Here is a 24,527-nt window from a genome sequence, read left to right as displayed (position 1 = left end):
GTTGTGATGAAGCGATCGCATATCATCCCCGTTCCATTCCTTCTGAGCGCTGCCGCCATGCTCGCCTGCGGGGGTTCGGGAGAAAGTGCTGCGAAGGGTGGTAGCGCGTCCTCCGGTGGCGCAAAGACGTTCACGATCGCGATGATCGCGAAGAGTTCCACCAATCCGGTGTTCCTCTCGGGACGCACCGGCGCGGACTCGGCGGCGAAGGAGCTGTCGAAGCAGTATGGTGTGAACGTGCGCGTTGACTGGCTGACGCCGCCGAGCGAGGATGCGACGATTCAGGCGCAACGGATCGCGTCGGCGGTGAACAGCGGCGACAACGCGATTCTCCTCTCGGCAAGCGATGCGGGCAAGCTGATCGGAGCGGTGAACGAAGCAGTGGACCGCGGCGTTCCAGTAATGACGTTCGATAGCGACGTCGCCGGCTCCAAGCGATTCTCGTTCTACGGTGGCGACGACGAGCTGATAGGCAAGCAGGTGATGCAGGAGCTCGCCAAGCAGATGAACGGCAAGGGCCGGATCGCGATTCTGGGCGGAAGCCAGAACGCGCCGAATCTGCAGAAGCGCATCGAGGGAGTGAAGAACGAGGCGAAGAATTATCCCGGCATCACCATCGTCAACACCTTCTATCACGAGGAAACTCCGCAGGATGCCGCGGCGGAAGTGGTGCGCGCACAGAACGCATATCCGGGCATTCAGGGTTGGGCGATGATCGGTGGATGGGCACTTTTTACAAAGGCGCTCCTGACAGATCTCGATCCCGCGCGACTCAAGATTGTTTCCGTGGACGCGTTGCCTGCCGAGCTGCCATACGTGGATAAAGGCCTTGCGCCGGTGCTCCTCGCACAACCGACGTACCTCTGGGGCTACGTCTCCGTGAAGACGATCTTCGATCATGTTTATCTGCACAAGGATGTACCGCCTCACGTGCAGATGGATCTCGTGCGCGTATCGAAGGACAATCTCGGCACATGGGCCCGCCAGTTGAAAGCGTGGGGATTCACCGACGTCGATCCGAAATATCTCGCGATGAAGTAACATGGCGGCGATTTCGTTCTCACACATCACCAAACGCTTTCCAGGAGCTCTCGCACTTTCGAACGTGAGCTTCGACGTGCGCGCCGGCTCCTGCCACGCGGTGTGCGGTGAGAATGGCGCCGGCAAAAGTACGTTGGGAAAGATTCTGGCGGGACTGCAGCGCCCTGACGACGGCGAGATCCTGCTGGAAGGTCGTCCCGCTCGATTCGACAGCCCGCGTGATGCACTTGCGTCGGGCGTGGCGATGGTGCACCAGGAGCTCGCGTTCTGCGAGAATCTCACCGTTGGCGAGAATCTCTGTCTCGGCACGCTTCCGCGTCGGTTCGGATTCGTTCGGCGCGACGTCACGCACCGCCGCGCGAAGGAGTTGCTGGCGACCATCGGTGCGACGATCGATCCGTCGCGGCCGATGGACACGCTCACGGTTGCTGAGCAGCAGCTAGTGCAGATCGCGGGTGCAGTTGGCGCCGGCGCCAGGGTCATCGTGTTCGACGAGCCCACCAGCAGTCTGGGCGGCGACGACGCCGAGCGACTCTTTACGCTGATTGGCGAACTGCAGGCGCGCGGCGTTACGATCATCTACGTCTCGCATCGAATGATGGAAATACACCGACTGTGTGATGAGATCACCGTGCTCCGGGATGGCCAGCACGTAGTCACGCGACCGGCAAACGAATTGGATGAGGGTGCACTCATCCAACTCATGATCGGGCGCCGGCTGGAACAGTATTTCCCGACGGCAACAGGGGAGGAGCGCGGTGAGGAACGTTTGCGTGTCGAAGGACTCGCGCGCGGCGCAGCGTTCTCCAACGTCTCGTTCACGCTGCACGCAGGCGAAGTACTCGGCTTGGCCGGACTGATCGGCGCAGGACGCTCGGAGATCGCGCAATCCATTTTCGGGCTCGAGCCAGCGACGCATGGCACGGTCTGGGTGCGCGGTGTACGTGCAGTAATCCGGTCGGCGCGGGACGCAGTGCGGTTGCGTATCGGATTCGTTCCCGAGGATCGCAAGAAGCAGGGCCTCGTTCTTTCGATGCGAACCGGGGAGAACAGCACGTTGCCGACATTGCCGCTCTTCGCGCGCCTGGGCTGGATCGACAGGGCGCGGGAGAGCGGTGTGATCCACCAGCTGTTCGAACGGCTTCGCGTACGTGCGACTCCACAAGCCGTTACCGCCGAGTTGTCAGGCGGTAATCAGCAGAAGATCGTGATGGCAAAATGGCTCGCCGCCGATTGCGACATACTCATACTCGACGAGCCAACCCGCGGCGTGGATGTCGGAGCCAAGGCGGAGCTGCACGCGTGGATCGACGAGCTGGCGTCGCGTGGATGCGCAGTGTTGCTCATCTCGAGCGAGCTGCCCGAGCTGATCAATCTCTCGACGCGCATCCTCGTGCTACGAAACGGCCGCGTCGTCGGCGAAGTCGCCCGCTCCGACGCGACGCAGGAAGGTCTCCTGCGGTTGATGACCGGCACCACCGCGACAGTGTTGCCGGCTGCGTGAGCCGAGTGTCATCGCGTGACGTCAGCGTCACCTGGTGTGGCGCTACGGCAGTGCGTCTCCTCGCGTCATTCGCACTCCGAACACCGCCGCGATCTGACTTCCCTCAGCGGCCTGAAAGCGCACCGTGACCTTCGACTTGCCCTGCACCAGTGCTGCCGGCACCGGACAACGCACATCGTAGAATTGGCCGGGGTCGGTCCGCTCCACCTTTTGCTCGGCGATCTGTTGGCCGTCGACCAGGATATCGAACCGGGCGGGTGAGGTGCGACGGTCCGCAGTGTAGTACGTCGCGACGAGGACCATGGGGTGCCCCGCCTCGACCGGTAGATCGTAGGAAAACCAGCTTCGTCCCGCGCGGGCAGTGCGTCCGAGCACGTGCTGCGGGGTCGCGTCCTTGCCGCCCTGGTAGTCGAACGACTGTTCGGTAGCCGTTTCTCCCGGATGGACGAAGGCAACTGTCGCAGCTTCGAGCTTGCGCTGGCTCTCGGCGTCGCGCGCGTACTCTGCTTTCTGCGCCGTCCACTGATCGGGGGTGAGGAGATCCCAGTATGTCGAGTAGGTACGCTCGTGCAGGCGATAGAACGGCACGAGATCGACTTCGTGCGCGGTTCCGGCCACCGTCGGCTCGTGTCCGACGCCCACGGTTCGGAACCGACCGGGCTCGCCCGGCACCGGCCTGACCCAGTTCTCGACCGGAACGTTGGCTGCGACAAAGACCGGCACAACCACGGGAGCGTGCACTCCCTCGTTTTCTCCGTCACCGTTGTCGTCTTCGCGATGCGGCGGCTCGGGGCCCAGGTCGCCAGCGAGCACGAATGGTCCCCACATGATTGCGACGCGCTGCGGCATGTCGGGAGTTGGTTCCAGTCGGAGAGTCTTGGGCAGTGTCACTTCCACGACGTCGCCGCTGTGCCAGGTGCGCTTCACCTCGACGTACGATCCCACCGGCACGGGCGAGCTGTACATGGGGTGTCGCGCTGGTCCCCGCGCGGCTTCAGCGGACTTGGGCGTCTCCGCGGAGTTCGTGACAGTCTTGCCGTTGACGCTCACCGAGTAGCCATCGCCGGCCCAGTAGGGTCGCCGCATCGCGAGCGTGAACTGTCTGGGCCGCTGCAATTTGAGAGTGAGGCGGGCCGTTTCGCCTTCGGGGAAGTCGCTTTCCATCGCGAGTTGTACGCCCGCCGCTGGCCATTTCGCGGTGGACGGTGCGTAGATGTTGACCCACAGCTTGTCGCCGGACTCGTAGTACATCCCGTCGCCGGCGAGTGCGTGATTCTCCATGCCCGTGCCAACGCAGCACGTGAAGCTATGCAGCATGTCCTGATATTCGTGCGTGACTCCGGGGCCCACGGGCACCATGTAGCACATGCGCGAATTATCCGGATTGATGGACGCCATCGCGTGATTGAAAAGCGCGCGCTCGTGAAAATCCGCGTAGTGGACATCGGGCGCCACGGAAAACATCTGCCGGGACATCTTGAGCATGTTGTAGACGTTGCACGACTCGGCGGTGCGGCCGTGCACGCGTGCGCCGAGGCGATCGGGCGGGCCGAAATATTCGTCCGTGCCGTCACCGCCCGTGGAGAAGCTGTGGTGTTGCGCTACCTGGTCGTAGAAGAACGCGGCGGCCAGAAGATCGGGCACCTGTTGCGTGTACGCATATCTGGCAGCCGATCCGATGAGCTTGGGGATCTGCGTGTTTGCGTGTTTTCCGTTCAGCACGTCTTCATGACGTTGCAGCGGCTGAATGAAGGCCGTGTGCTCGAAGTCATATGAGACATTCAGCCAGCGCCGATCGCCGGTGTCTGCGTACAGATCGACCAGCACCTCGTTCATTCCGCCGAACTCGGTGTCGAGCATGTGCTGTATCTGCTCGTTGTCGAGGCCGGACAGAATTCCGTGCGCCCATTCAGCGAATTTCGTCTCCACATTCAGAGCCGTTCTGTTGCCAGTGAAGCGATAGGCATCGCGCAGTCCGGCGAAGGTCTTGTGCAGCGTGTACCAGGGCGACCACTGGCCGTTGAGGTCGAATGCAGCCGCCTTGATCTCGCCCTTTGCGAGTGCGTTGAAACATTGCCGGCCGCCTTCGAGCGCGCTGAGGTAGCCGTCGCCGTGCTTGTCCTGCACCAGCTTGAGCTCCGTGACTATGTAGTCCACGCGCTCCTTGAAACGCCTGTCACCGGTCGCGGACCACATCGCGCTGGTCGCCGAGAGGTAGTGGCCGGCGATGTGACCGGTGAGATTGCGGCCGCCGCCGTCCCAGCCACCGTATGGCTTTGCCCTGGGAGTGAGGCCGGCGTTCTGCCGGTAGTAGGCAAGCATTCGATCGGGCTCCAGCTCGAGCAGATATCTGATGTCGGCGTCCTGCGCCTGCTTGAGCGGACCACCGAGCAGACGCACCCCGTCGAGGGGCAGCGGCCGCGCCGCCAGAATCTGATTCCGGGGCGGCTGCAGCAGCTTGCTCGGGGGCGTGGTCGCCTCTGCGTCGGCGACTCCGCTCGCAATGGAATCGAGCAATGAAACCGCGCCTGCTCCCAGGCCCAGTTTGAGAACATTACGGCGGGACAACGTCATGGAATGCTCCTCGTGATTCGCCTGCGAGATTTGCCTGCTCAGCGTGTTGAAGGGGGGACAATGGCAGCCGACGTGCTGGCGCTCGATTCTCCTCTCGGATATAGTATACCGAACATGACACGGATTGGCCGTGTCGGCGGGCCACACCCGGCAGCACTCGATGCGAGGTCTTGATTCATGAGCGACTCGGTCACTCGCCGGGACTGGCTGAAAACAATGGGCCTGGTCGGCGCCGGCGCACTGGTCGCGCCGGATCCGCTGCAACGCGCGGCGCCGGCAACTGGTCAGGTCGCGACAACGCCCATGGCGGGAGCGGCCACTCCGGTCGTGCGGCACGCCCCGGGGACGATTCTGGACCTGGTCTCGACGAGCGAGATATTCATTCCGCCGCGCGGTCGCAGTTTCCAGAAGTTCAGCTTCGACTTCCCCGAGCCGTCGGTGGCCTTTGGCGATTACACGTTCGGATTTCTCGTCTTTACCGACGAGAACACCTATGGTCTCGACCGGGCGGCGATAAGGGCCGACGGAAATGGCGACGCGCTGACTATCACGTGTGATCGTTTCGTCTGGGCTGGCGGGCAGCAGACGGCGCCCGGGCGGCTGACCGCGTCACTCCGGCGCAACGGGAGTGCGATCGAGTGGGATGCAGTGGTGGAGATGGAACGGCCGGTCAAGTCGGTCACCACGATCGTCCGCAGCGTGCCGCGCGGTCACGTTTCGTTCGGCGCAGGCGGATTCCGCGATCCGCACGACGACGAGATGCTCGCTGGTTACGCATTCGGCGCCGGTGATCTGAACGGTCCCGGTGGAAGCATGACGACGCCGCTGCTCATGATCCAGACGCCGACCGATGTGTTCTACGTTTCGTCGCTGGACGATCGCATGCGCCCAAAGCGATTCTATCTCGCGCCGGGCGAGACGGGCTATCGAGTGGAGGCGGTCTACGAGCACGACGGGTGGCGCGAGGACAGGAAGGTTGTCGTGCCTGCGTGGCGGCTCGGCCGCGTCGCAAACGAGCAGGACGCGACAGCTCTGCACATGCAACACGTCGAGAAAGCCTTTTCTCTCAAGTCATGGGAGACGCGCACCGATGTGCCGGCGTGGATGCGCAAGCTGGCGATGGTGACGACGCTGCATGGCATGCACTACACGGGCTACATGTTCAACGATTTCGCGAAGATGCTGGAGATTCTGCGCTGGATGGCGACGCAGATTCCAGCCGATCGCGTGCTGGTGTTCCTGCCCGCGTGGGACGGACGCTACTACTGGGACTATCCGACGTACACGGTCTCCGATCGCATGGGCGGCGAAGCAGGCTTCCGTCGGCTGATCGACGAGGGTCACAAGCTCGGTTTCAAGCTGATGCCGATGTACGGCACGAACGCCGCAAACACGAAGCTGCCCAGCTGGCCCACGATTGCCAGCGCGGTCACACGGAAGATCGACGGCAACGTCTACAATCTGGACTGGGTCGACTGGAACAACGACCGTCACGGTGACGGATGGCTCGCGTACATGAACCTCGGCGCCGACGCGTGGCGCGAGCATCTCGAGGGCCGGATCTCCGACATGATAACGCGCTACGGCGTCGACGCGTATTTTCTCGACATCGTGGGCGGCCACGTCAACAGCACCAATGGCGACATGCACGAGGGAACGCGGCGACTGGTCGAGAGTCTGCGCGCGAAGCATCCACAGGTTGCATGCGTCGGTGAGATGCCATATGACGCGCTGCACGGCTTCATTCCAATGTTTCAGGTCGGTCTGGGGCCACTGTGGTCGAAGTACAGTCACGCGTATCAGCATCTCAGCAGCCCAGCCCCGGGCCGCGGCAGCAGCGGCGTACACGAATCGGGATTCGGCCGGTTCAATTCCGAGACGTTATCGCTCTCGCCGAACAGCATTCCCACACTTCAGGTCGTGGACGACACCTTCACCAGCCATCGTGATGCGATGACGGCGATCATTCAGCGTGCAAAGCAGCGGGCGGGTATCGTATGACGGACAGACGCGGTGCATTGCTGGATCTTCGCTGCGAAGTCTGCGAAGCGAACAAGGAACTGGCGGAGCGCGGGCTCGCGCGATTCACTTTCGGGAATGCAAGCGCGATCGATCGTGAGTCCGGTGTCGTGGTGATCAAGCCGAGCGGTGTGCCGTACGATGCGATGACCCCTGCGCAGATGGTAGTCGTGAACATGAACGGTGACGTCGTGGAAGGGAGTCTGCGCCCGTCGTCGGACCTTGCCACGCATCTGGAGCTGTACCGCGCGTTCGATCGCATCGGCGGCGTGGTCCACACGCACTCGCATTACGCCACGGTTTGGGCACAGTCACAACGCGAGATTCCGTGCCTCGGCACGACGCACGCCGACTATTTTCACGGCGCGATTCCATTGACCGCGCATCTCTCGGCGGACGACATTCAGTCGGAATACGAGGCCAACACCGGTCGCGAGATCGTGCGCAGATTCGCGAACATCGATCCGCTGCGAATGCCGGCGGTGCTCGTGGCGGGGCATGCGAGTTTCTGCTGGGGTGAATCTGTCGGCGCCGCGGTGGAGACTGCGGACCTGCTCGAGGAAGTGGCTCGTATGGCGTACGCGACACTTACGCTGAATGCGAACGCGGATGCAATTCCGGCGGCGTTGCTCGACAAGCATTTTCTGCGCAAGCACGGACCGGCGGCGTATTACGGGCAGGTAAAGAGCTAGCGATTGGCAGGTCGATGTTGCATGGGGTTCGATTCAGTCAGCGCTCAAAGCGAGATTTCGATCTCACGACCGGTGAACGAGAGCGAAGTCACTTTCTTACTTCCTGCCACGCGCACATCGATGCGTCGCGGTGCAGGCTCGCGCATGCGTGAACCTGGTGCGAGGCGCAGGCTGAGCCGGCGTGTTGCATCGTGCCACGTCATGTTGATACGCATGAAATCACCGCGTCGATAATCGAACGTATTTCCGTCGTCCTCGTACCATGACGATTCACCGTCGGCGCCCGGATAGACAACCAGAGTCACCGGCTCGTCGCTCTGCTCGCTGACGTATTGTCTGACCGGGCCCATTGGTATGATGGAGCCTGCACGCGCGTAGAGTGGCGTGGTCGCGAGGTCCACTGCGCGATCGATTTCGCGACCGCCTTCGGTGCGCTGTTCGGTCCAGAAGTCGAACCAGCTTCCGCGCGGAAGGTACAGGCGCCGTGATGTGACGCCTTTTTCCACCACGGGCGCGACGAGCAGATCTCGGCCCCAGAGATACTCGTCGCCGCGCGCGACCGCGGCTTCCTCTCCGGAATGGTGCAGCCACAGCGCGCGCATGATGGGCATCCCCGTGTCGTGACTCTCACGAACGGCGGTATACAGATATGGCAACAGGCGATAACGCAGCTCCAGATATTTCCGGCATATCGGCTCGACAGTGGTGTTATGCAACTCTGCCGGATCCACCTGAAAATTGCGTGTCTCCGGCGGACCGCCATCACCTCCATCCCAGCCCCACGGCAGATGCAGATGCCAGTTGCGTCCGTGTGATCGGAACAGCGGACAGAATGCACCGAACTGAAACCAGCGCACGTACAGCTCCCCCGTGTACTCCGACGTTGGAACGAATCCGCCGATGTCCGTTCCCCAGTACGGCAATCCAGTGAGACCTGCATTGATACCGACAGCGACATGAGTGCGCAGCGTTTCCCAGCGTGACTGGACGTCGCCGGACCAGAGAAGGCCGCCAAACCGCTGCACGCCCGCCGATGCATTGCGGTGAAGCGCGAAGGGACGCTCGTTGGGACGGAAGAGCTGAGTGCCTTCCCAGTACATGCGATGGCGGTTGAGTTCCGACGGACCATCGAAGCCATCGCCCTGATCCGGCCACCATCCATCTATCCCGTCGTCCACCATCACGGACTTGTGCGATGGCCAGTAGCACGCAACCTGCCGGTCGGGTGGCCAGTGTCCGTCGGGAGTCACTCCGCTCGGAAGCGGCGCAGCGGTGCATGGATCCGACACGGTACCCGTGAGATGATGCCCTTCCACGACCACGTGCAGCACGACCTTGAAATGCTCTGCGTGCAACGCCGCGACCTGCTGCTTTGGCGATGGGAAGTTTGCGGAGTTCCAGGTGAAGTCACCGTTGCGGGTGTTCCAGCCCGACGGACAAAAACCCGTGCCGAGGTAGATGAGTGCATCGCATGGAAGCCGTTTCTCGCGCATGGTGCGCGCGACGCCCATTACTTCATCAGGACCGGCGAGGGTGCGGGACGATTGCAGGTAGCCGAACCCCCAGAGTGCGGGCATCTCGGGCAGGCCGGTGATGCGCGCGTACTCGCGCATGATCACGCGCGGCTCTTTCGACGAAACGACGAATATGTCGAGCGGCAACGCCGGCGAGGGGATGAACTTCCCCGTAGTGCCGGTGAAATCGAATGTGCCGTGCGGTCGATGAACGAACATCGCCCAGCCGTCGGTTCCCACGAGCCACTGAATCGGGGCGCGAGTTCCGTTCGTCGACAGGCGATAGCCGCCCTGTCCGATGATCATGGGATCGGTCTTTCCCTTGCGATCGAATTGCGGGCCTCCCTCGCCGAGGCCGAGCAGCGGTCCGTGTCCGAGGGAGAACGACATGCCGGGTGTCGATGCGTCGAACGCGAGATCCTGAACGATCGTGCCGCTGGCGGTCTCGATTCGAATCCTCGGCGGGTCGTCGGTCACCGTCACGAACAGATCGCCAGCTCGCACGCGTGCAAGGTCGGTCGCAGTGCGGCCGCGCCGCGAAATCTTTCCAATCTCGTGGTCAACGAGCTCACCCGTGATTGGCAGCGGCTGTGGTTGCCCGTTCTGCAGTGGGCGAATCGTGAGTCGCGCTGTTTGCGGGCTCAGCGATAAGACGGTGATCTCCACTGGCTGGCCGGCGATGGTGATGTCGCGAGCGGTGCGGCGGATGGTGAGTCCGCCGCGGGTGATGTCGCCGCTTAGCGCGAAGCCCGCGGTGATCGTGGCGAGGCGCTTGATGGCGTCGCGCCGTGATACGGAATCCGACATGGGAGTAGATCCTTATCCGAAGCTGGAATCAGATGCCTTCCTGAGATTGGATAAAGTATACAGCCCAATCGGCAGCGCCGCATCACTGCACTGCGGCCGCCCTGGCTGCGCGAACCTCGGCCGCGATCCGACGCAAGTCCGGGAGCACGGTGCCGACACGTATCGCGGGCGACGATGGATCACCCATCGCGAAGTACAGCGACCTGTACATCTCATACAGCCGTTCACAGGTCGCCTGCTCGCGCGGCTCGGGCTCGATGACGCGAAATGGCGGGCAGAGCGCGGCCTGCGCTTCCTCGATCGTGCCGAAGACACCGGCGGCGAGAAAGGCGAAGATGGATGAGCCGAGTCCCGTGATCGGACGCTCGGGCACGAGAATCGGCTTGCCGAGCACGTTTGCGTAGACGCGGTTGAGCGCGTCGTTCTTCTGCGCTATCCCGCCGCCGTGTATCACGCGATTGATCGGCACGCCGTGCTCCGCCATTCGTTCGAGTACGATGCGCGTGTGGAACGCGGTCCCCTCGATTGCGGCGAATAGCTCGTCACGCGCGCTGTGGTTCAGATTCCAGCCGAACGTCACACCGCCAAGATGCGGATTCACCAGCACCGTGCGGTCGCCGTTGTCCCACACCATCCGCAGCAGTCCGGTCTGGCCCGCGCGATAGTGCTCGATGCCGGCGGAGAGCTCCTCGACCGTGCTTCCGCTTCGCGTTGCTATGGACTCGAAGATGCTGCCCACGCCGGACAGTCCCGACTCGACGCCGACATAATCCGGATGCGCGGATCCGCGCACCACTCCGCAGACGCCCGGTACGCAGTCGACATTCTTCCCGATGGCGACGATGCACGTGGACGTCCCGATCACGTTGACGACGTCGCCTTCGACGAGGCCGGCACCGATGGCATCCCAGTGTGCGTCGAATGCACCAACCGGAATTGGAATTCCAGCTCTGAGACGGAGCTTGGCGGCCCAATCCGCGGACAGTTCGCCCGCGACATGCTCCGACGTGAGATAGCGGCCCTGCAACTTCGCGCGCACGCCGGCCAGCAGCGGATCCACCGCGCAGAGGAATTCCTCCGATGGAAGGCCGCCGAGCTCCTCGTTCCAGAGCCACTTGTGTCCCATGGCGCAGATCGAGCGGGCGACCTCGCGCGGATCGGAGACGCCGCACAGCGTCGCCGCAACCATGTCGCAGTTCTCGAGCGCTGTCACGAACCTGTCGCGCTTGTCGGGATTGTTTCGCAGCCAGTGCAGCAGCTTGGCAAAGCCCCACTCGGCGGAATAAACACCGCCGCAGTACTGGATCGCCTCCAATCCCTCGCGATGCGCGATCTCTGTTATCAGCGCGGCTTCATGCTTTGCGCGGTGGTCGGCCCAGAGATAGTAATCGTCGAGTGGGACGAGTCCTTCGCCTACCGGTATCACCGACGATCCGGTCGTGTCGAGCGCCAGTGCGAGAATGTCATGTCCATCGACTCTCGCGTCCGCGAGTGCAAGCCGCATCGCGTCGACCAGCGCATTCATCTGCGCGTCGTGCGGCTGGGTCGCGAAGTCGGGATCGTTCGGATCGCGCAGCAGCGGCAATCCGGCGACGCCGGCACCGAGCTGTCCAGCCTTGCTGTCGACGATCGCGACGCGCACGCTCTGCGTGCCGAAATCGACCCCTGCGACGATAGGCACTCTGCTACGCGTGCTTGTGGACGTCCCAGCCAAGATATCGCGACGTCGCCTCGTGCACCGAATCGGTCACGGTTGCCATCGTACCCGCGACGTGATGCTCGAAGCCCTTCTCGCAGATGAAGTGCAACAATTCCTGCAGGCGCGGAATCTCCACCACGCCGGCGCCGCCGAACGTGGTGAGCGGATCGTTCGTGAATCGCCCGCCACCGACATAGCCGCGGATGCGGCCGCTGCGGTCGTCAGTCGAAAAGCGCGCGTACGTCATCGGGTTCGCCTTCACCTTGCCTACGACGGTGCCGTATGTATTCTCCCGTCCCACGGTGCCGGCTATGATCGCCTGATAGTCCATCTGCACGTCTTCGAAGAAAGCCTTCGGCAGGTTGCTGCAGTGGAAGCATACGGCCTTGTTGGGATCATCTCCGTAGTTGTTGTTCCAATCCAGGAGAGCGCTGGGCGTCCCGGACGCGAGCGTCAGTGCGTACATGCTGATGGTGCCGCACACGTCCATCTCGCATGCACTGGGAAGATTCACATCACTCATCATGCTCATGATCGTGCATGGTACCACGCCGAAGAACTCTTCCATGGAGGTCCAGCACTGGATTGCGCTTACCGTTACGTCTGCCTCGTGCATCCAGCGGTCGATCACGAGGCCCAGCTTGGCCATCTTCATGAGCGCTTCGGACGGGATGCCGTCCGTTGAGACGTAGGCCTCGATCTCGTCCAGTTTCGTGCGAACGTGAGGGTCGTCGTTCGCGAGGCGGTCGATGCGTCCGAGAATCTCGGACAGATCGATTGGCTCGACGGCGATTCCGGAGGCCTCGAGTATCTTCTCGCTGAACCGAACTGTCTTGAACGCGGCCGGCCGAGCGCCGATTGCGCCGATACGCGCATGCTTGAGACCTCGTACGACGCGGCAGACGCTGGTGAAGCTGCGCAGATCGGCGCGGAAGCTCTCGGATTCCGGACGCTGGGTGTGCAGTGACGTGAGCGAGTAGGGAATGCCGTACTGCGTGAGCACGTTGCAGGCGGACATCTTGCCGCAGAAAGCGTCGCGTCGTGCATCGATGCCCATTCTGGCCGGATCGTCGGCGGTGGCGTGGATGAGCACGGGCACGTCGAGCCGGGCCATGCGGAGCGTCTCCGCGATCGCGCGCTCGTCGCCGAAATTCGGCAGGGTGACGATCACGCCGGCGATTTTGTCGGCGTTGGCGCGGAAGAGCGCCGCGCATGCCTTGGCCTCGTCGCGACTCTCGACGGCTCCGTGCACCGAATCCTCCGGACCGAGCGCTATCGCGTCGATCCCTTCCTCGGCGAGCGCCTTGAGCATGTCATCGCGTCCCGTGCTCGCGAGGTGGCCGGGGAAAAAGCCCCGATTGCCGACGATGACGCCGAGTGTCACACGCTCATGAGGGGTGGAGCGGGGCGGGCGTGACGCCGGCCTGGCAGAGCGCTTTGCGGTGAGCTTTCCACCGGCATTGGACTCGAGTTTATGGATGCGCATTTGGATAGGTCAGGAATCAGGATTGTATACAATACTGCAACGCCGGAGCGGTCGAAAGAGCAGCAAGCAGGCGCGATGCGCGATGTCGTCTCATGACTGACATTCGACGTCAGGACTTCCGGACGCAAATTCATGTTTTTCCGGACTGCGTACGCGGTTGTGGGCGTGCACGTTTCAGAATGTCAGCCGGCGGGCTGATTCAACCGTGTCGACACGGGCTGGCGCGAAGCACGTCCATCAAACTCATCGAGTGAGGGATCGTACAATGTATTCCGACACAGCATTACAGAAGAACGTGATCGACGAACTGGCGTGGGACCCCGCGTTGACAGCGACAGAAGTCGGTGTTGCAGCAAAGGCCGGTGTCGTCACGCTATCGGGTAAAGTGCGCAACTACAGTCAGAAATATGCAGCCGAGAAGGCCGCGCGCCGGGTGTCCGGCGTCAAGGCACTCGCGGACGAGTTGGAAGTGCACCTGCTGCCCGAGTACAAGCGGAACGATACGGACATTGCACATGCCGTTCTCAACGGCTTCATCTGGAACGTCTCCGTACCTGAAGACAAGATCCAGGTCGACGTCGAGGATGGGTGGGTCACGCTGCGGGGGCACGTCGAATGGGATTTCCAGCGACGCGCGGCGGAAGCTTCCGTTCGGTCGCTCACCGGAGTGCGCGGCGTGTCCAATCTGATCGCGGTGACGCCGAGTGTCTCCGTGAGCGACGTCAAAGGGAAGATCGAGTCCGCCTTGAAGCGATACGCGGAAATCGACTCGAAGCACGTTCAGGTATCTGCGAGCGATGGCACCGTGACGTTGCGCGGGACTGTGCGGTCATGGACCGAGCGCAACGACGCCGAGCGTGCCGCGTGGGCTGCCCCGGGCGTTCGTCAAGTCGAGGATCTCCTGACGGTCGGCGTTCTTTGAGGTGCGCGAATCGCCAGCCGCGTTGAGGAGGGATATGCTCGCAGGAGTATATCCCTCCCCGCCGGCGGGCACGGAGCACGGCAGTTCAGCGATCGTGGTAAGAACAGTCCGATGTGGCACTCAGCAGATCTCAATCTGGTCATGACTGGGTCGACGTCGCCTCTCTCCCGCTGATCTCATTGATGTGGATGCGAAACAGCACGTTCCGGAATGCCGCCCGATCATGCTCGGTCCACGTGTCCGGTTCCAATTGGCGCAGCAGCTCGAGTGCCTTGATATATGCGAGTGCATCCGGCCCCGACAGATCGGCCGGAATTATCTCGAACTCACCCTTTATGACTACGCTGCGCCAGTCGAACTGGCCAGCGACCTCGTCTACCTCGAATGCGACCCAGTGGTGATGCGTCAGTATGGCGAGCTTGGTGCCGTGCGAAGTGCGGCCGTACAGCCATCCATGCGTGTAGACGTAGCTGATGGGCTCGATGTCCACGCTGTCATGCAACGTAAACGCCAGGCGTCCGACGTGATTGCGTTCCAGCAGGGCCTCTGCTTCGTGATGGGCGAGCTGTCGAAATACCGGCGGACTGGAGGACCCCGTCATTCTTGCATGTTCTTTGTTCGCGCTTGCCATTTCGGGCCTCCGCTTCTGTGGTGTAATCGAGGTACAGCAAAACCTAGCGATTGTGCGGATGACCTCGCTGTCAGATACGTCCGTATTTGATGACGGGGAAAAGCCGACATCCTTGTCCGTAAGAGTGGTGGCGCGGTGGCGCGAGGTCCTTACACGAAATGCATTGAATTCCCGACATGACGTTCCCGTGCGCGAGATAGTATGTCCTTGTGTCATTCTGCCTCTTTCCCTTCGCGACACCCTGCAATGGAATCCCAGGCCACAGAGCTTTCCGGGTCGCTTGTGTCTGCCATGCGTGAGGCGCCGATTCTTGTCGCCACAGACGGAAATCCGCATGCGGACACCGCACTGATCGCAGCCGCATTCATAGCGGGCCGCGTCGGAGCAAATGTGCAGGTATTCTCGATCGTGGAGCATGCGTCACCGGCATGTCGAGAGTGTGATAATACAGCCGGCGCGTCCCACGTTTCTCATGACCCGCGAAAGCAGTGCGGCGCGCAGGAAGAGATTTCCGAAGAACGGGACGCACGCTGCGCAATGATCGCGGCGCAAGTGGCTCTCACGGTCGGCGAGGCGGCAAACTGGCCAATCACGGTGCACGATGGGCCGCTCGGCCAGACGACCTGTGATCTCGTGACGCGGAGTCATGCACAATTGATGGTCATCGGACAGCGACGGCAGCGGAGTCTCGATCTGCAGTCCGAAGATGAGCGCGCGACCGATGCATTGATGCAGTGCGCGGTCCCGATCTACATCGCGGCACCAACACTTCGAGGAATCGCACGTCGCGTCGTGGTCGCGATCGACTTCAGCGTCGCGAGTATCCACGCTGCGCACATCGTCAAACGTCTCAGTGCACCGGACGCGCGCATGTACCTGATCCATGTCGTTTCCTATGCGTCTGCACAGGAGCTGGAAGAGCGGCGACGCCAGTTGCTGAATATCGAACACTCCCTTCGTGACGAATCCGGCGTTTGCGTCGAGTCCATCATGCTGCTGGGAGACGCGGCGCGGGAGACGCTCAGCTTCGCTGAAGGTATTCAGGCGGACGTCATTGCCTGTGGCCTGTCCGGCCGGCGTGCCGTCTCCCCAGCAGATCCTTCCCCGCCCGTGGGCGATGACGTTACACGGGGCCTCATCCGCCATGCATCGTGTTCGATGCTGATCGCCCCAGCCCTGACCGGTTTGTAAACCCAATCACTCGCAGAGCCATGTACACAAGATGCGCGCAGCGACTCGGCCCGCCGGATGCGAAGGACATCGCCCGGAGCATTCCGTCGTCGATTCAGCACATTGTCGTGATGTGTGACGGAACACCGTCCGGCGACGGCGCCCTGCGGCTTGCCGACGCGATTTCGCAGGGTACCGGTGCCAGCGTTCGCGCCGTCACGTGGCTTCCGGATGGGTATGCGCTCTACGGGGAGGCGCCGATCGAAAAATTTCTCGCCTCCGTTACGCGGCAGCTCTACAGGATCACGCCGATGGCTGGATTCTGGCGGCTCGAGTTGTTGGCGGGGCATGTCGATATGCGGCTCGCCCTGCTGTGCGCGACGGAGTCTGCCCAACTCCTCATTGTTCCCGGCGCACTGAGCCTGGCGAGTCCGGGATATCGCTGGACTCCAATGGCGGGAATTCCTGCGGTCTGTGTGGTCCAGGACACCGAACCCTGCGGCGAGCAGGCGATACTCCATGCACGCGCCGACGCCCGAAGTCAGCTTGATGCCCATGTTGCTGCAGCGATCGTTACGGCTGCTCACACGGTGCATGCCGTGGCTCACAGATCTCGCGGAGAATATGCGAAACCATCATGTCCGTATGTCCATGTCCAGACCGAGCCCGCGGTGGCGAGCTATTTGGTCGGTGCCCACTCCTCGTCGAATAGCTTGAGCTTGACCGCGAGTTGAATGTATTCCGCGCGGTGCGACACGCCGATCTTCTCCTGAATTCGTTGCTTGTACGTCTCGACCGTCTTGGCGCTGATGTTCAGCTTGTGCCCGATTTCCGGGCCGGAGTATCCACGCGCGACATGCCGAAATACAAGTCCCTCGCGCTCGCTTAGCGTCGCAAACCGTTCGCGATCGGCATGGCGCGGTTCCTTGTGTACGAGTTGCTGGACAACCATTCGCGCAGCAGTCGGTCTTAGATAGACATCGCCATACGCAACGGCCCGAATGGCATCGACGAGCTCACGGTCCGCGGCGGTCTTGACGAGATAGCCGGAGGCGCCGGCGTGCAGCGCGGGTGACAGATGTTCTGCCTCCTCATGCATCGTGAGGATGAGGACTCTGGTGGGGCTCAGCCGACTGACGATCTCCCTGGTCGCTTCCGTACCGTCGCCGCCAGCCATATCGAGGTCCATCACGACGACATGCGGATGAAACCGCTCCACCAGACTTACCGCTTCGCGTCCGTGCTTTGCTTCGGCAACCACTTCGATGTCAGCAGCCTTGCTGAGGATGGTTTTCAATCCGGTGCGCACAACTGAATGATCGTCAGCCAGCACTACTCGAATGATGTCGAGCGTCATGGTCTCGCACCTTTTCTGAAGAGTATCACTCCGGAACATATCCCCCGATCGGGGCGGCCGTGTCCAGTATTTGGATGACAGCTCGTCCGAATTCCTGACTGGACTCAGCGTACATTTATGCCATGGCATCGGATACGAGGGATTTCGTACTGGATGCATTCCGCGCATTGTTCGGGGATCCCGAGCGATACGCGCTCATTCTGACGCAGGATCATGAGGTTCTGGAGGGTACGGCAGCAGCGCGCCGTCTCTTTGGGCTCCCCCCGGACGGCGTCGCCTCTGCGCGCGGGATACTCCCTGCGGCCGTCGCGGACGCGATCGACGAAGCCTTCCGGGGACGGGTTGTACAGCTTGATTTTGCGGCAGAAGCGCGTGACGGAAAGGCCGCCTTTGAAGTAGTCATACAGCCCGCCGGCGAACTGGCGGAGACCGGGTCCGTCCTTCTCCTGGCGGTCGCCACCGATGGCCGGCGTACACACGAAGAGCAGGAAGGCGAGCTGCTGGCGCGGATCGCGCTCGCGGTATGCAAAACCGCCAGCGTCACGTTCGCGGTCGAGGAGACACTGCGAAATATCTGTCAGGCGACGGGATGGCCGCTTGGCGAAGCCTGGATTCCGCAAAATTCGAAAGGCGTAACGCCAGCGCTCATGTGTTGTGGTAGCTGGACGAGCGAAAAGGGCTGGCTCGAGACGTTTACGACCCAGGCGACAGGACTCCGGTTCAACCGTGGGGAAGGGGTTCCGGGGGCGGCGTGGGATTCGGGGCGTCCTGTCTGGGTCGGTGACCTGGCGACGTCGCGCATCTTCACCCGCGGTGCCCTGGCTGCCATTTCACGTCTCAGGGCAGCGGTGGCCATCCCGCTGATGTACGCCGACGATGATTTTGTCGGCGTCCTTCAGTTCTACATGCGCGACGTGCCCGCGAACAACGATGAGCTGGTGAAGCTCGCGTCCGCGGTCGCAACTCCGCTCGCTCAGTTGCTCCGGCAGAAGCAAAGCGAAGAAGCGCATCGCCTGGCGGAGGCGAGGTTCATCGGGATGGTCTCGATGGCATCGGATGCCATCGTCTCGATCGACGGCGCACGCCGGATCACGCTCTTCAATTGGGGCGCCGAGCGGATTTTCGGGTACAGCTCGGCCGAAGCTATCGGACAGCTGATGGATATGCTGTTACCGGAAGACGTGCGAAGTCGGCACGCCGCGCACATCGCGGCATTCGCCGCGTCGTCCGACACGACCCGACGTATGGGAGAGCGCAGTCACATCGTGGGACGACGCAAGAATGGCGAATTGTTTCCCGCGGAAGCGTCGATCTCGCGATTTCTGGTCGGCCGCGAATGGGGGTATACTGCGATCCTGCGCGACGTGAGCGAACGGGTTCGGAAAGAAGACGAACTCCGGGTGCTTGCCGAGCGCATGCGGAAGGCTGCCGCCGCTCGCGACGAAGTCATGGCGCTTGTCTCGCACGATCTTCGTAATCCGCTGAGCACGATGTCGATGTGCCTGTCCGCACTGCACGACGATCCACCGCCGACGCCGGACATGGCTCATGGTCTCGTCGTGCTTGCAGAAGAGGCGGCGTTGTTGATGTCGCGCATGATTCAGGATTTGCTCGACATCGCAAGCATCGATGCTGGGAAGCTGTCCATCGAACGCACGGAACAGGCCGTCGGTCCAACGCTCGAGCAAGCGGTTGAAATGCATCGGCCCATTGCGGCCGAACAGGAAATCGCGCTTGTCATGGATCTTCCGCCCGGACTGGAAGAACGCATGTTGACGATCGATCGCGAGCGTATCGTGCAGGCGCTCTCGAATCTGATTGGCAATGGTTGCAAGTTCACACGCGCCGGCGGCAGCGTGACAGTCAGCGCAGCCGCGCTTGCGGATGCAGTGCAGGTCACCGTGCGAGACACGGGACGCGGGATTCCGGTCGACGCGATTCCGCACGTTTTCGACCGCTTCTGGCATGCCCGCCGCGGCGCTGCCCAGCGATCAACCGGATTGGGGCTCGCGATCGTGCGGGGAATCATCGAAGCGCACGATGGCCGGATCTGGGTCGAGAGCACGGTGGGAGAGGGAAGCGCCTTTCACTTCACGCTACCATCCCTTGCCGTGTCAGGCAATGGACGACATGTCGCGGGTGAAGTCCCGCACGAAGATCAGGTGACGCGCTGACATCCAGGGGGGTGGGCTGGGCGTATGATGAATCAACTCATCTCGTCCGGAGCAACTCATGGCACCACTCTCCTCGCCCCAGACGGCGCCCCGGGCCGCGGGTTTGGCGGTACGCGCAACTCAACTGTCGCCGGTCTTTCCGGCGGTCGTTGCAGTAACCGCTGATACAGCGGCGAGCGCCGCGATCTACATCACGCATGCACTCGCACAGGAGTGCGGCGCTGTACCGACGGTTCTGCGTGTCGTGCAGGACGATATCGCAGCACGTGCAGCTGCGACTGGGACGATGCTTGGTGTCCCGCAGGCTGCGCTTGATCCCGCCTATCGTACTTCCCAGCTGGCCGCGCTAGAAGATCAGGTGCAACGAATCCTGGGTACGCTTCCGAGCTGGCAATACGACGTCGAGATCGGGGTGACCGTGCCCACAATCGTGCGGCGGGCTCATGATCTTCGTGCCGAGATCGTGATCCTGGGATTGCCGGACCACAACTTTTTCCGGCACGCATTTGTGCGCGACACGGTGCAGGGGATTATCGAACACACCCAGGCGGCGGTCTTTGCAGTCCGTCCGGAGCTGGTACATCGCCCCGAGTCGATTCTGGTGGCTCTCGATTTTGGCATTGGTAGCCTGCGAGCTGCGCATCTGGCATGTCAGCTCGTAGTACCAGGCGGCCGCGTCATTCTCGTGTATGTCCAGCCGGATCTTCCACCGGGCAGCAGCGCGGATGCGACCAATGACAGCCCCGATGGTTCTTTGGCGCTCCAAACGGCGATCACATTGTTGATCGACGAGCTGATGTCACAGAAGGCGGTCACGATCACTTCCATCATCGAGCACGGTGGCTCGATCGAGGGTGTCAAGCAGGCCGCAGTGCGCATGCGGCCTGACGTCATCGCTCTGGGATCCCGGCATCACTCCGCCGTCGATTGGTTCTTCGGCGACAGTGTCTCGGCGGACCTCCTGAGCGACCGTCGGTGGTCGCTATTGATGGTCCCCGAATAGTGCGACGCCCTGCACGCACGGAGTACACGTGCCAACCGTAATCACTCATCCGACGCGCACGCCGGAAACGTGCATCGGGCATGACGGCCCGCACGCACGCTCCTGGACGCGGCCACGCGACACGACTTCAGGACCTGGCGTGCCCGAGCTGCGAATAGCCGTCTCCGTGCCGGGTAGCGCATCGAGCGTCTCGATGCAGCTGGCGCATGAGGCACATTGGTCCGTGCTGACAGTTCCGGCACGCAACGATGTCTGAACGAGCACGCGATGTCCCCATGAAGCTGCTGCTCGCGATCACCAATGATGATCTTGCGCCTGCTGCGACCGCTGTCGCGGCCGCGCTTCAGCGCGAGCGTAACGCCCGGCCATCGGTCGTCTATGTCATCGACATAGGCCCCACCGTGCCGGAAGCGGCGATGCTGGTCGCACAACTCGAAGAGCCGCAGGCGCTCGCGAGAGAAGCGGTCGGGATGCGCCCCGTGCTCCACATCGACCGGGGTGCGGCTGCGAGTTGGCCGTTCGAGATCGCGGTTGGAGCGGTCGCGCGGGAGGTCGTGGAAACCGCGCAGCGGGAAGAGGCCGATGTGGTCGTGATGGGATTGAGCCGGCACACCTCCATTGGGCGGGCCATCGGGAACGACACAGTGCGGGAAGTCATGACGATAGGCGGTGTTCCAGTCCTCGCCGTTCGCCCTGAGTTGACGGCGCTGCCCAAACGCGTCGTGATTGCGGTCGACTTCAGTCGGGCAAGCATTCGCGCGGCACAGCTCGTACGCAGGTTGGTCGACGACAACTGCAGCGTACACCTCCTGTTCGTCGAATCTGATTCTCCGCGCGAGACCACCGAGAGCGCGGAGGGATTGCAGCTGATTCGGAGCCGCGGCGTCGATCATGCTTTCGCGGAGCTGATCCGCACGCTCGATGCGCCGCCGGGAATGACGATCGATGCCAACGTGCGACAGGGCAAGCCAGTCGCGGAGATTACACGCTTCTGCGAGGAGGTCGCCCCGGATCTGGTCGCGGTCGGAAGCCAGCACCACCGCTTTCTCGATCGCTTGCTGCTGGGGAGCGTCGGGAAGGCAATCGCGGGCGATGGCAGATGGTCAGTGTTGGTGACACCTCCCGGGTTGGTCGAGCATACACCACCGATAGAAGTATCGGCAGCGCGGCGGTGATTCATGCGCGCCTGGCTCATGAACGCGGGCCGCGGTCACGCGGGCGGCTCCTGTCATGAATCTGCGCACCGCTAGCGCTCCAACTGCAACATCGAACGCGTCGGCAACGCCGGCAGCGGCTGAAGGACTGCCAGCTGACCATCACACTGCGGAGCTACGCCCGCGCTCGATTCAGACGTCGCCGTTCCTCGATGAAGCGGCGAGCCACTCTGTGCAGTGGGTGTACGAACGTCTCGGGACCGGTGACGCCGGCCTCTCGAGCGACGAGGCCCGCACCAGACTCGCGCTCCATGGCCCCAACGACATAGCGTCGGAACATCCTCCCGGCTGGGCGCGGCGACTGTTGCTGGCATGCCGCAATCCGCTCGTTCTGCTGCTCGCGGTGCTCGCCAGCGTTTCGATTGCCACGGGGGATGTCCGTGCCGCGACGGTGATTACAGTGATGATCGTGCTCGGTGTCGCGCTTCGACTGTTCCAGGAGCAGCGCGCCGATGTCGCCGCGGAAAGCCTCCGTGAGATGATTCACGTAACCGCGACCGTCATGCGAGACGGAGCCGCTGCCGAGATCCCGATTCACGAAGTGGTTCCGGGCGACATCGTTCATCTGGCGGCAGGCGACATGATCCCGGGTGACGTTCGCATTGTCGTCTCGAATACACTGTTCGTGAATCAGGCGACACTGACTGGCGAGTCGCTTCCGGTCGAGAAGTCGGCCGACGCGACTCAAGCCACCACCGCTAATCGTTCAAGCGGCGTGGCGCTCATCGATGCCACGAATGTCTGCTACCTAGGGACCAGCGTTCAGAGCGGGACCGCGACGGCCGTGGTAGTCGAGACCGGTCCGAATACATCCTTCGGTCGCGTGGCGGCGAGCATCGCTGCGACCGAACCGCCTACCGCGTTCGAACGTGGCGTGAGCCAGTTCACCTGGTTCATGATACGGCTGATGTGCGTGATGGTGCCGCTCGTGTTCTTCATCAATGGAGTGACCAAGCACAACTGGCACGAGGCGTTCTTCTTCGCTCTGGCCGTGGCGGTCGGACTCACACCCGAGATGCTTCCGATGATCGTGTCGGTTTGCCTTTCGCAGGGCGCGCTCGCGATGTCCAGGAAACGGGTGATCGTTCGGCGGCTCGATTCGATCCAGAATCTTGGCGCAATGGACGTCCTCTGCACGGACAAGACCGGGACGCTCACCAGAGACGAAGTGATCCTGGAGCGCCACTGCGACGTCGACGGCGCGGAGAGCGCTCGCGTCCTCTTGCTCGCGTCGCTCGTCAGCCAGATGCAGACCGGCCTGAAGAGCGTGCTCGATCGTGCAATCCTCGACTACGTGCAAACCCACAGCGACTCGATTCCGGTCACACACGACAGTTATCGCAAGGTGGGGGAGATTCCCTACGATTTCACGCGCAAGCTGATGTCGGTCGTCGTGGATGCGCCGGACGGGAAGCGGATGTTGATCGTCAAGGGCGCGCCCGAAGAGGTATTCCGGCGTTGCACGCGACTGGAGATGAGCGGCGAAATGGTCGTGATCGATCCTGCGTTCCTCGCCGATATCGGGGAGGAATACGACGCTCTCAGCACCAATGGCTTTCGCGTGCTGGCGGTGGCATACCGCGAGGTTCCGCCGACGGACGGAGTCACCACGGAGGACGAGACTGATCTTGTGCTGTGCGGGTATGTCGCATTTCTGGACCCGCCCAAGGAAACAGCGCGGGCTGCGATCAAGGCTCTGGAGCACGCGGGAATCACGGTGAAGACGCTTACAGGCGACAACGAGCTTGTCTCGCGAACGATCTGCCGGTCGGTCGGAATCGCGACGAGGCATGTCCTTACGGGAGCCGACATCGCGCTCATGTCGGATGCGCAGCTTGCGGATGCGGCGGAGAAAGCATCCATCTTCGCGCGTGTATCGCCTGCCGACAAGCAACGCATCATTCGCTCTCTGCAGGCAAAGTCGCACGTCGTTGGCTACATGGGTGACGGAATCAACGACGCGCCGGCGCTTCACACGGCTGACGTCGGCATCTCGGTCGATTCAGCAGTGGATGTTGCCAAGGCGTCGGCCGACATCATCCTGCTCGACAAGAGTCTGGCGGTGCTTGCACAGGGTGTGATGGAGGGACGAAAAGTCTTCGCGAACGTGCTCAAGTACGTGAGGATGGGTGCAAGCTCGAATTTTGGAAACATGTTCAGCGTGCTCGGTGCCAGCGCGTGGCTGCCGTTCCTGCCAATGGCTCCGATCCAGGTGCTCACGAACAATCTGCTGTACGATGTGTCGCAAATTCCGATTCCATCCGACCGGGTCGATGTGGAACAGATTACTCGCCCGCGTCCCTGGGCCATGGGTGAGATCCGGCGCTACATCCTCTGGATCGGGCCCGTCAGCTCGCTATTCGATTACACGACGTTTCTGGTGATGTATTTCGTCTTTCACGCGTCCACGCCCGCACACGCTGCGCTCTTTCAGACCGGATGGTTCGTCGAGTCACTGCTGACACAGACGCTGATCATTCACGTCATCCGAACCGACAAGATACCGTTCCTGCAGAGCCGCGCGAGCGGGCAACTCATTGCGACGAGCATCACGGTAATGGCAATCGGCGCATGGCTGCCGTTTTCTCCATTCGCATCATCGCTTGGCCTTGTCAGACTGCCGTCCCTGTACTGGCCGTTTCTGCTCGCGACGGCCGTGGCGTACATGACCGTCACGCAACTCCTCAAGACGGTGTTGCTGCGCCGGAGGTTGATCTAGC

General features: G+C 62.3%; 18 protein-coding genes. 12 read left to right on the top strand and 6 right to left on the bottom strand.

Annotation, left to right across the window (positions count from 1 at the left end):
- Positions 1 to 6: 6 nt before the first annotated feature.
- Together V4529_11760 and V4529_11755 are read left to right on the top strand one after the other, a co-directional pair.
- Positions 7 to 1,041: a substrate-binding domain-containing protein gene (locus V4529_11760; GenBank protein MES2358996.1), complete on the top strand. Its 1,035-nt coding sequence runs from the start codon at positions 7 to 9 to the stop codon at positions 1,039 to 1,041.
- Between the two features lies 1 nt (position 1,042).
- Positions 1,043 to 2,545 (top strand): sugar ABC transporter ATP-binding protein, encoded by a 1,503-nt coding sequence (locus V4529_11755; protein ID MES2358995.1) that lies wholly within the window; start codon positions 1,043 to 1,045, stop codon positions 2,543 to 2,545.
- Between the two features lie 42 nt (positions 2,546 to 2,587).
- Here the strand turns inward: V4529_11755 and V4529_11750 are convergent, their stop codons facing one another.
- Positions 2,588 to 5,119, bottom strand: a complete 2,532-nt coding sequence (locus V4529_11750; protein MES2358994.1) for a beta-L-arabinofuranosidase domain-containing protein — start codon at positions 5,117 to 5,119, stop codon at positions 2,588 to 2,590.
- A 177-nt stretch (positions 5,120 to 5,296) separates the two neighbouring features.
- Here V4529_11750 and V4529_11745 point away from each other — a divergent pair, with 177 nt between their 5' ends.
- Positions 5,297 to 7,120 (top strand): hypothetical protein, encoded by a 1,824-nt coding sequence (locus tag V4529_11745; protein MES2358993.1) that lies wholly within the window; start codon positions 5,297 to 5,299, stop codon positions 7,118 to 7,120.
- Positions 7,117 to 7,830, top strand: a complete 714-nt coding sequence (gene araD / locus V4529_11740) for an L-ribulose-5-phosphate 4-epimerase AraD (GenBank protein ID MES2358992.1) — start codon at positions 7,117 to 7,119, stop codon at positions 7,828 to 7,830. The genes V4529_11745 and araD overlap by 4 nt, the downstream gene beginning before the upstream one ends.
- Positions 7,831 to 7,874: 44 nt before the next feature.
- Here araD and V4529_11735 read toward each other — a convergent pair whose 3' ends face one another.
- The 3 genes from V4529_11735 to V4529_11725 all read right to left on the bottom strand — a co-directional run bounded on the left by V4529_11735 (position 7,875) and on the right by V4529_11725 (position 13,336).
- The gene (locus V4529_11735; protein ID MES2358991.1) at positions 7,875 to 10,151 is read right to left on the bottom strand and encodes a TIM-barrel domain-containing protein; all 2,277 of its coding nucleotides are present in this window, start codon (positions 10,149 to 10,151) and stop codon (positions 7,875 to 7,877) included.
- 82 nt (positions 10,152 to 10,233) lie between these two features.
- A complete protein-coding gene (locus V4529_11730) occupies positions 10,234 to 11,832 on the bottom strand; it encodes a ribulokinase (GenBank protein ID MES2358990.1) in 1,599 nt (532 codons plus the stop codon).
- Positions 11,833 to 11,836: 4 nt separating this feature from the next.
- Entirely contained in the window at positions 11,837 to 13,336 is a 1,500-nt protein-coding gene (locus V4529_11725) for a fucose isomerase (protein ID MES2358989.1), read from the bottom strand.
- 265 nt (positions 13,337 to 13,601) lie between these two features.
- Here V4529_11725 and V4529_11720 point away from each other — a divergent pair, with 265 nt between their 5' ends.
- On the top strand, positions 13,602 to 14,258 hold the full coding sequence (locus V4529_11720; protein MES2358988.1) for a BON domain-containing protein: 657 nt from the start codon (positions 13,602 to 13,604) through the stop codon (positions 14,256 to 14,258).
- A 139-nt stretch (positions 14,259 to 14,397) separates the two neighbouring features.
- Here the strand turns inward: V4529_11720 and V4529_11715 are convergent, their stop codons facing one another.
- A complete protein-coding gene (locus V4529_11715; protein ID MES2358987.1) occupies positions 14,398 to 14,859 on the bottom strand; it encodes a pyridoxamine 5'-phosphate oxidase family protein in 462 nt (153 codons plus the stop codon).
- A gap of 321 nt (positions 14,860 to 15,180) precedes the next feature.
- On the opposite strand from V4529_11715, the gene V4529_11710 reads away from it, so the two are divergent.
- Positions 15,181 to 16,080, top strand: a complete 900-nt coding sequence (locus tag V4529_11710; GenBank protein ID MES2358986.1) for a universal stress protein — start codon at positions 15,181 to 15,183, stop codon at positions 16,078 to 16,080.
- Positions 16,081 to 16,100: 20 nt separating this feature from the next.
- Positions 16,101 to 16,793, top strand: coding sequence for a hypothetical protein (locus V4529_11705; GenBank protein MES2358985.1), 693 nt, complete (start codon positions 16,101 to 16,103; stop codon positions 16,791 to 16,793).
- Here the strand turns inward: V4529_11705 and V4529_11700 are convergent.
- Positions 16,739 to 17,416, bottom strand: a complete 678-nt coding sequence (locus V4529_11700) for a response regulator transcription factor (protein MES2358984.1) — start codon at positions 17,414 to 17,416, stop codon at positions 16,739 to 16,741. The genes V4529_11705 and V4529_11700 overlap by 55 nt on opposite strands.
- Before the next feature lie 122 nt (positions 17,417 to 17,538).
- Here V4529_11700 and V4529_11695 point away from each other — a divergent pair, with 122 nt between their 5' ends.
- Genes V4529_11695 through mgtA form a run of 5 tightly spaced genes read left to right on the top strand, consistent with a single transcriptional unit; the run spans position 17,539 to position 24,526 of the window.
- Positions 17,539 to 19,590 (top strand): ATP-binding protein, encoded by a 2,052-nt coding sequence (locus tag V4529_11695; GenBank protein MES2358983.1) that lies wholly within the window; start codon positions 17,539 to 17,541, stop codon positions 19,588 to 19,590.
- A 58-nt stretch (positions 19,591 to 19,648) separates the two neighbouring features.
- On the top strand, positions 19,649 to 20,593 hold the full coding sequence (locus tag V4529_11690) for a universal stress protein (protein ID MES2358982.1): 945 nt from the start codon (positions 19,649 to 19,651) through the stop codon (positions 20,591 to 20,593).
- Between the two features lie 28 nt (positions 20,594 to 20,621).
- The gene (locus V4529_11685) at positions 20,622 to 20,849 is read left to right on the top strand and encodes a hypothetical protein (protein MES2358981.1); all 228 of its coding nucleotides are present in this window, start codon (positions 20,622 to 20,624) and stop codon (positions 20,847 to 20,849) included.
- A 19-nt stretch (positions 20,850 to 20,868) separates the two neighbouring features.
- Complete coding sequence (locus tag V4529_11680) at positions 20,869 to 21,768, top strand: universal stress protein (GenBank protein MES2358980.1); 900 nt, start codon at positions 20,869 to 20,871, stop codon at positions 21,766 to 21,768.
- 55 nt (positions 21,769 to 21,823) lie between these two features.
- The gene (gene mgtA / locus V4529_11675; protein ID MES2358979.1) at positions 21,824 to 24,526 is read left to right on the top strand and encodes a magnesium-translocating P-type ATPase; all 2,703 of its coding nucleotides are present in this window, start codon (positions 21,824 to 21,826) and stop codon (positions 24,524 to 24,526) included.
- Position 24,527: the final 1 nt, after the last annotated feature.

It is taken from the genome of Gemmatimonadota bacterium (assembly GCA_040388625.1).
In the GTDB taxonomy this organism is placed as follows: Bacteria; Gemmatimonadota; Gemmatimonadetes; order Gemmatimonadales; family Gemmatimonadaceae; genus Fen-1247.
This window is presented reverse-complemented; position numbering and strand designations above follow the sequence as displayed.

Bases quoted from the DNA above. Each gene is read 5' to 3' on its own strand.
- V4529_11760 (MES2358996.1), top strand. From the start codon at position 7: ATGAAGCGATCGCATATCATCCCCGTTCCATTCCTTCTGAGCGCTGCC.
- V4529_11755 (MES2358995.1), top strand. From the start codon at position 1,043: ATGGCGGCGATTTCGTTCTCACACATCACCAAACGCTTTCCAGGAGCT.
- V4529_11750 (MES2358994.1), bottom strand. From the start codon at position 5,119: ATGACGTTGTCCCGCCGTAATGTTCTCAAACTGGGCCTGGGAGCAGGC.
- V4529_11745 (MES2358993.1), top strand. From the start codon at position 5,297: ATGAGCGACTCGGTCACTCGCCGGGACTGGCTGAAAACAATGGGCCTG.
- araD (MES2358992.1), top strand. From the start codon at position 7,117: ATGACGGACAGACGCGGTGCATTGCTGGATCTTCGCTGCGAAGTCTGC.
- V4529_11735 (MES2358991.1), bottom strand. From the start codon at position 10,151: ATGTCGGATTCCGTATCACGGCGCGACGCCATCAAGCGCCTCGCCACG.
- V4529_11725 (MES2358989.1), bottom strand. From the start codon at position 13,336: ATGCGCATCCATAAACTCGAGTCCAATGCCGGTGGAAAGCTCACCGCA.
- V4529_11720 (MES2358988.1), top strand. From the start codon at position 13,602: ATGTATTCCGACACAGCATTACAGAAGAACGTGATCGACGAACTGGCG.
- V4529_11715 (MES2358987.1), bottom strand. From the start codon at position 14,859: ATGACGGGGTCCTCCAGTCCGCCGGTATTTCGACAGCTCGCCCATCAC.
- V4529_11710 (MES2358986.1), top strand. From the start codon at position 15,181: ATGCGTGAGGCGCCGATTCTTGTCGCCACAGACGGAAATCCGCATGCG.
- V4529_11705 (MES2358985.1), top strand. From the start codon at position 16,101: ATGTACACAAGATGCGCGCAGCGACTCGGCCCGCCGGATGCGAAGGAC.
- V4529_11700 (MES2358984.1), bottom strand. From the start codon at position 17,416: ATGACGCTCGACATCATTCGAGTAGTGCTGGCTGACGATCATTCAGTT.
- V4529_11695 (MES2358983.1), top strand. From the start codon at position 17,539: ATGGCATCGGATACGAGGGATTTCGTACTGGATGCATTCCGCGCATTG.
- V4529_11690 (MES2358982.1), top strand. From the start codon at position 19,649: ATGGCACCACTCTCCTCGCCCCAGACGGCGCCCCGGGCCGCGGGTTTG.
- V4529_11680 (MES2358980.1), top strand. From the start codon at position 20,869: ATGAAGCTGCTGCTCGCGATCACCAATGATGATCTTGCGCCTGCTGCG.
- mgtA (MES2358979.1), top strand. From the start codon at position 21,824: ATGAATCTGCGCACCGCTAGCGCTCCAACTGCAACATCGAACGCGTCG.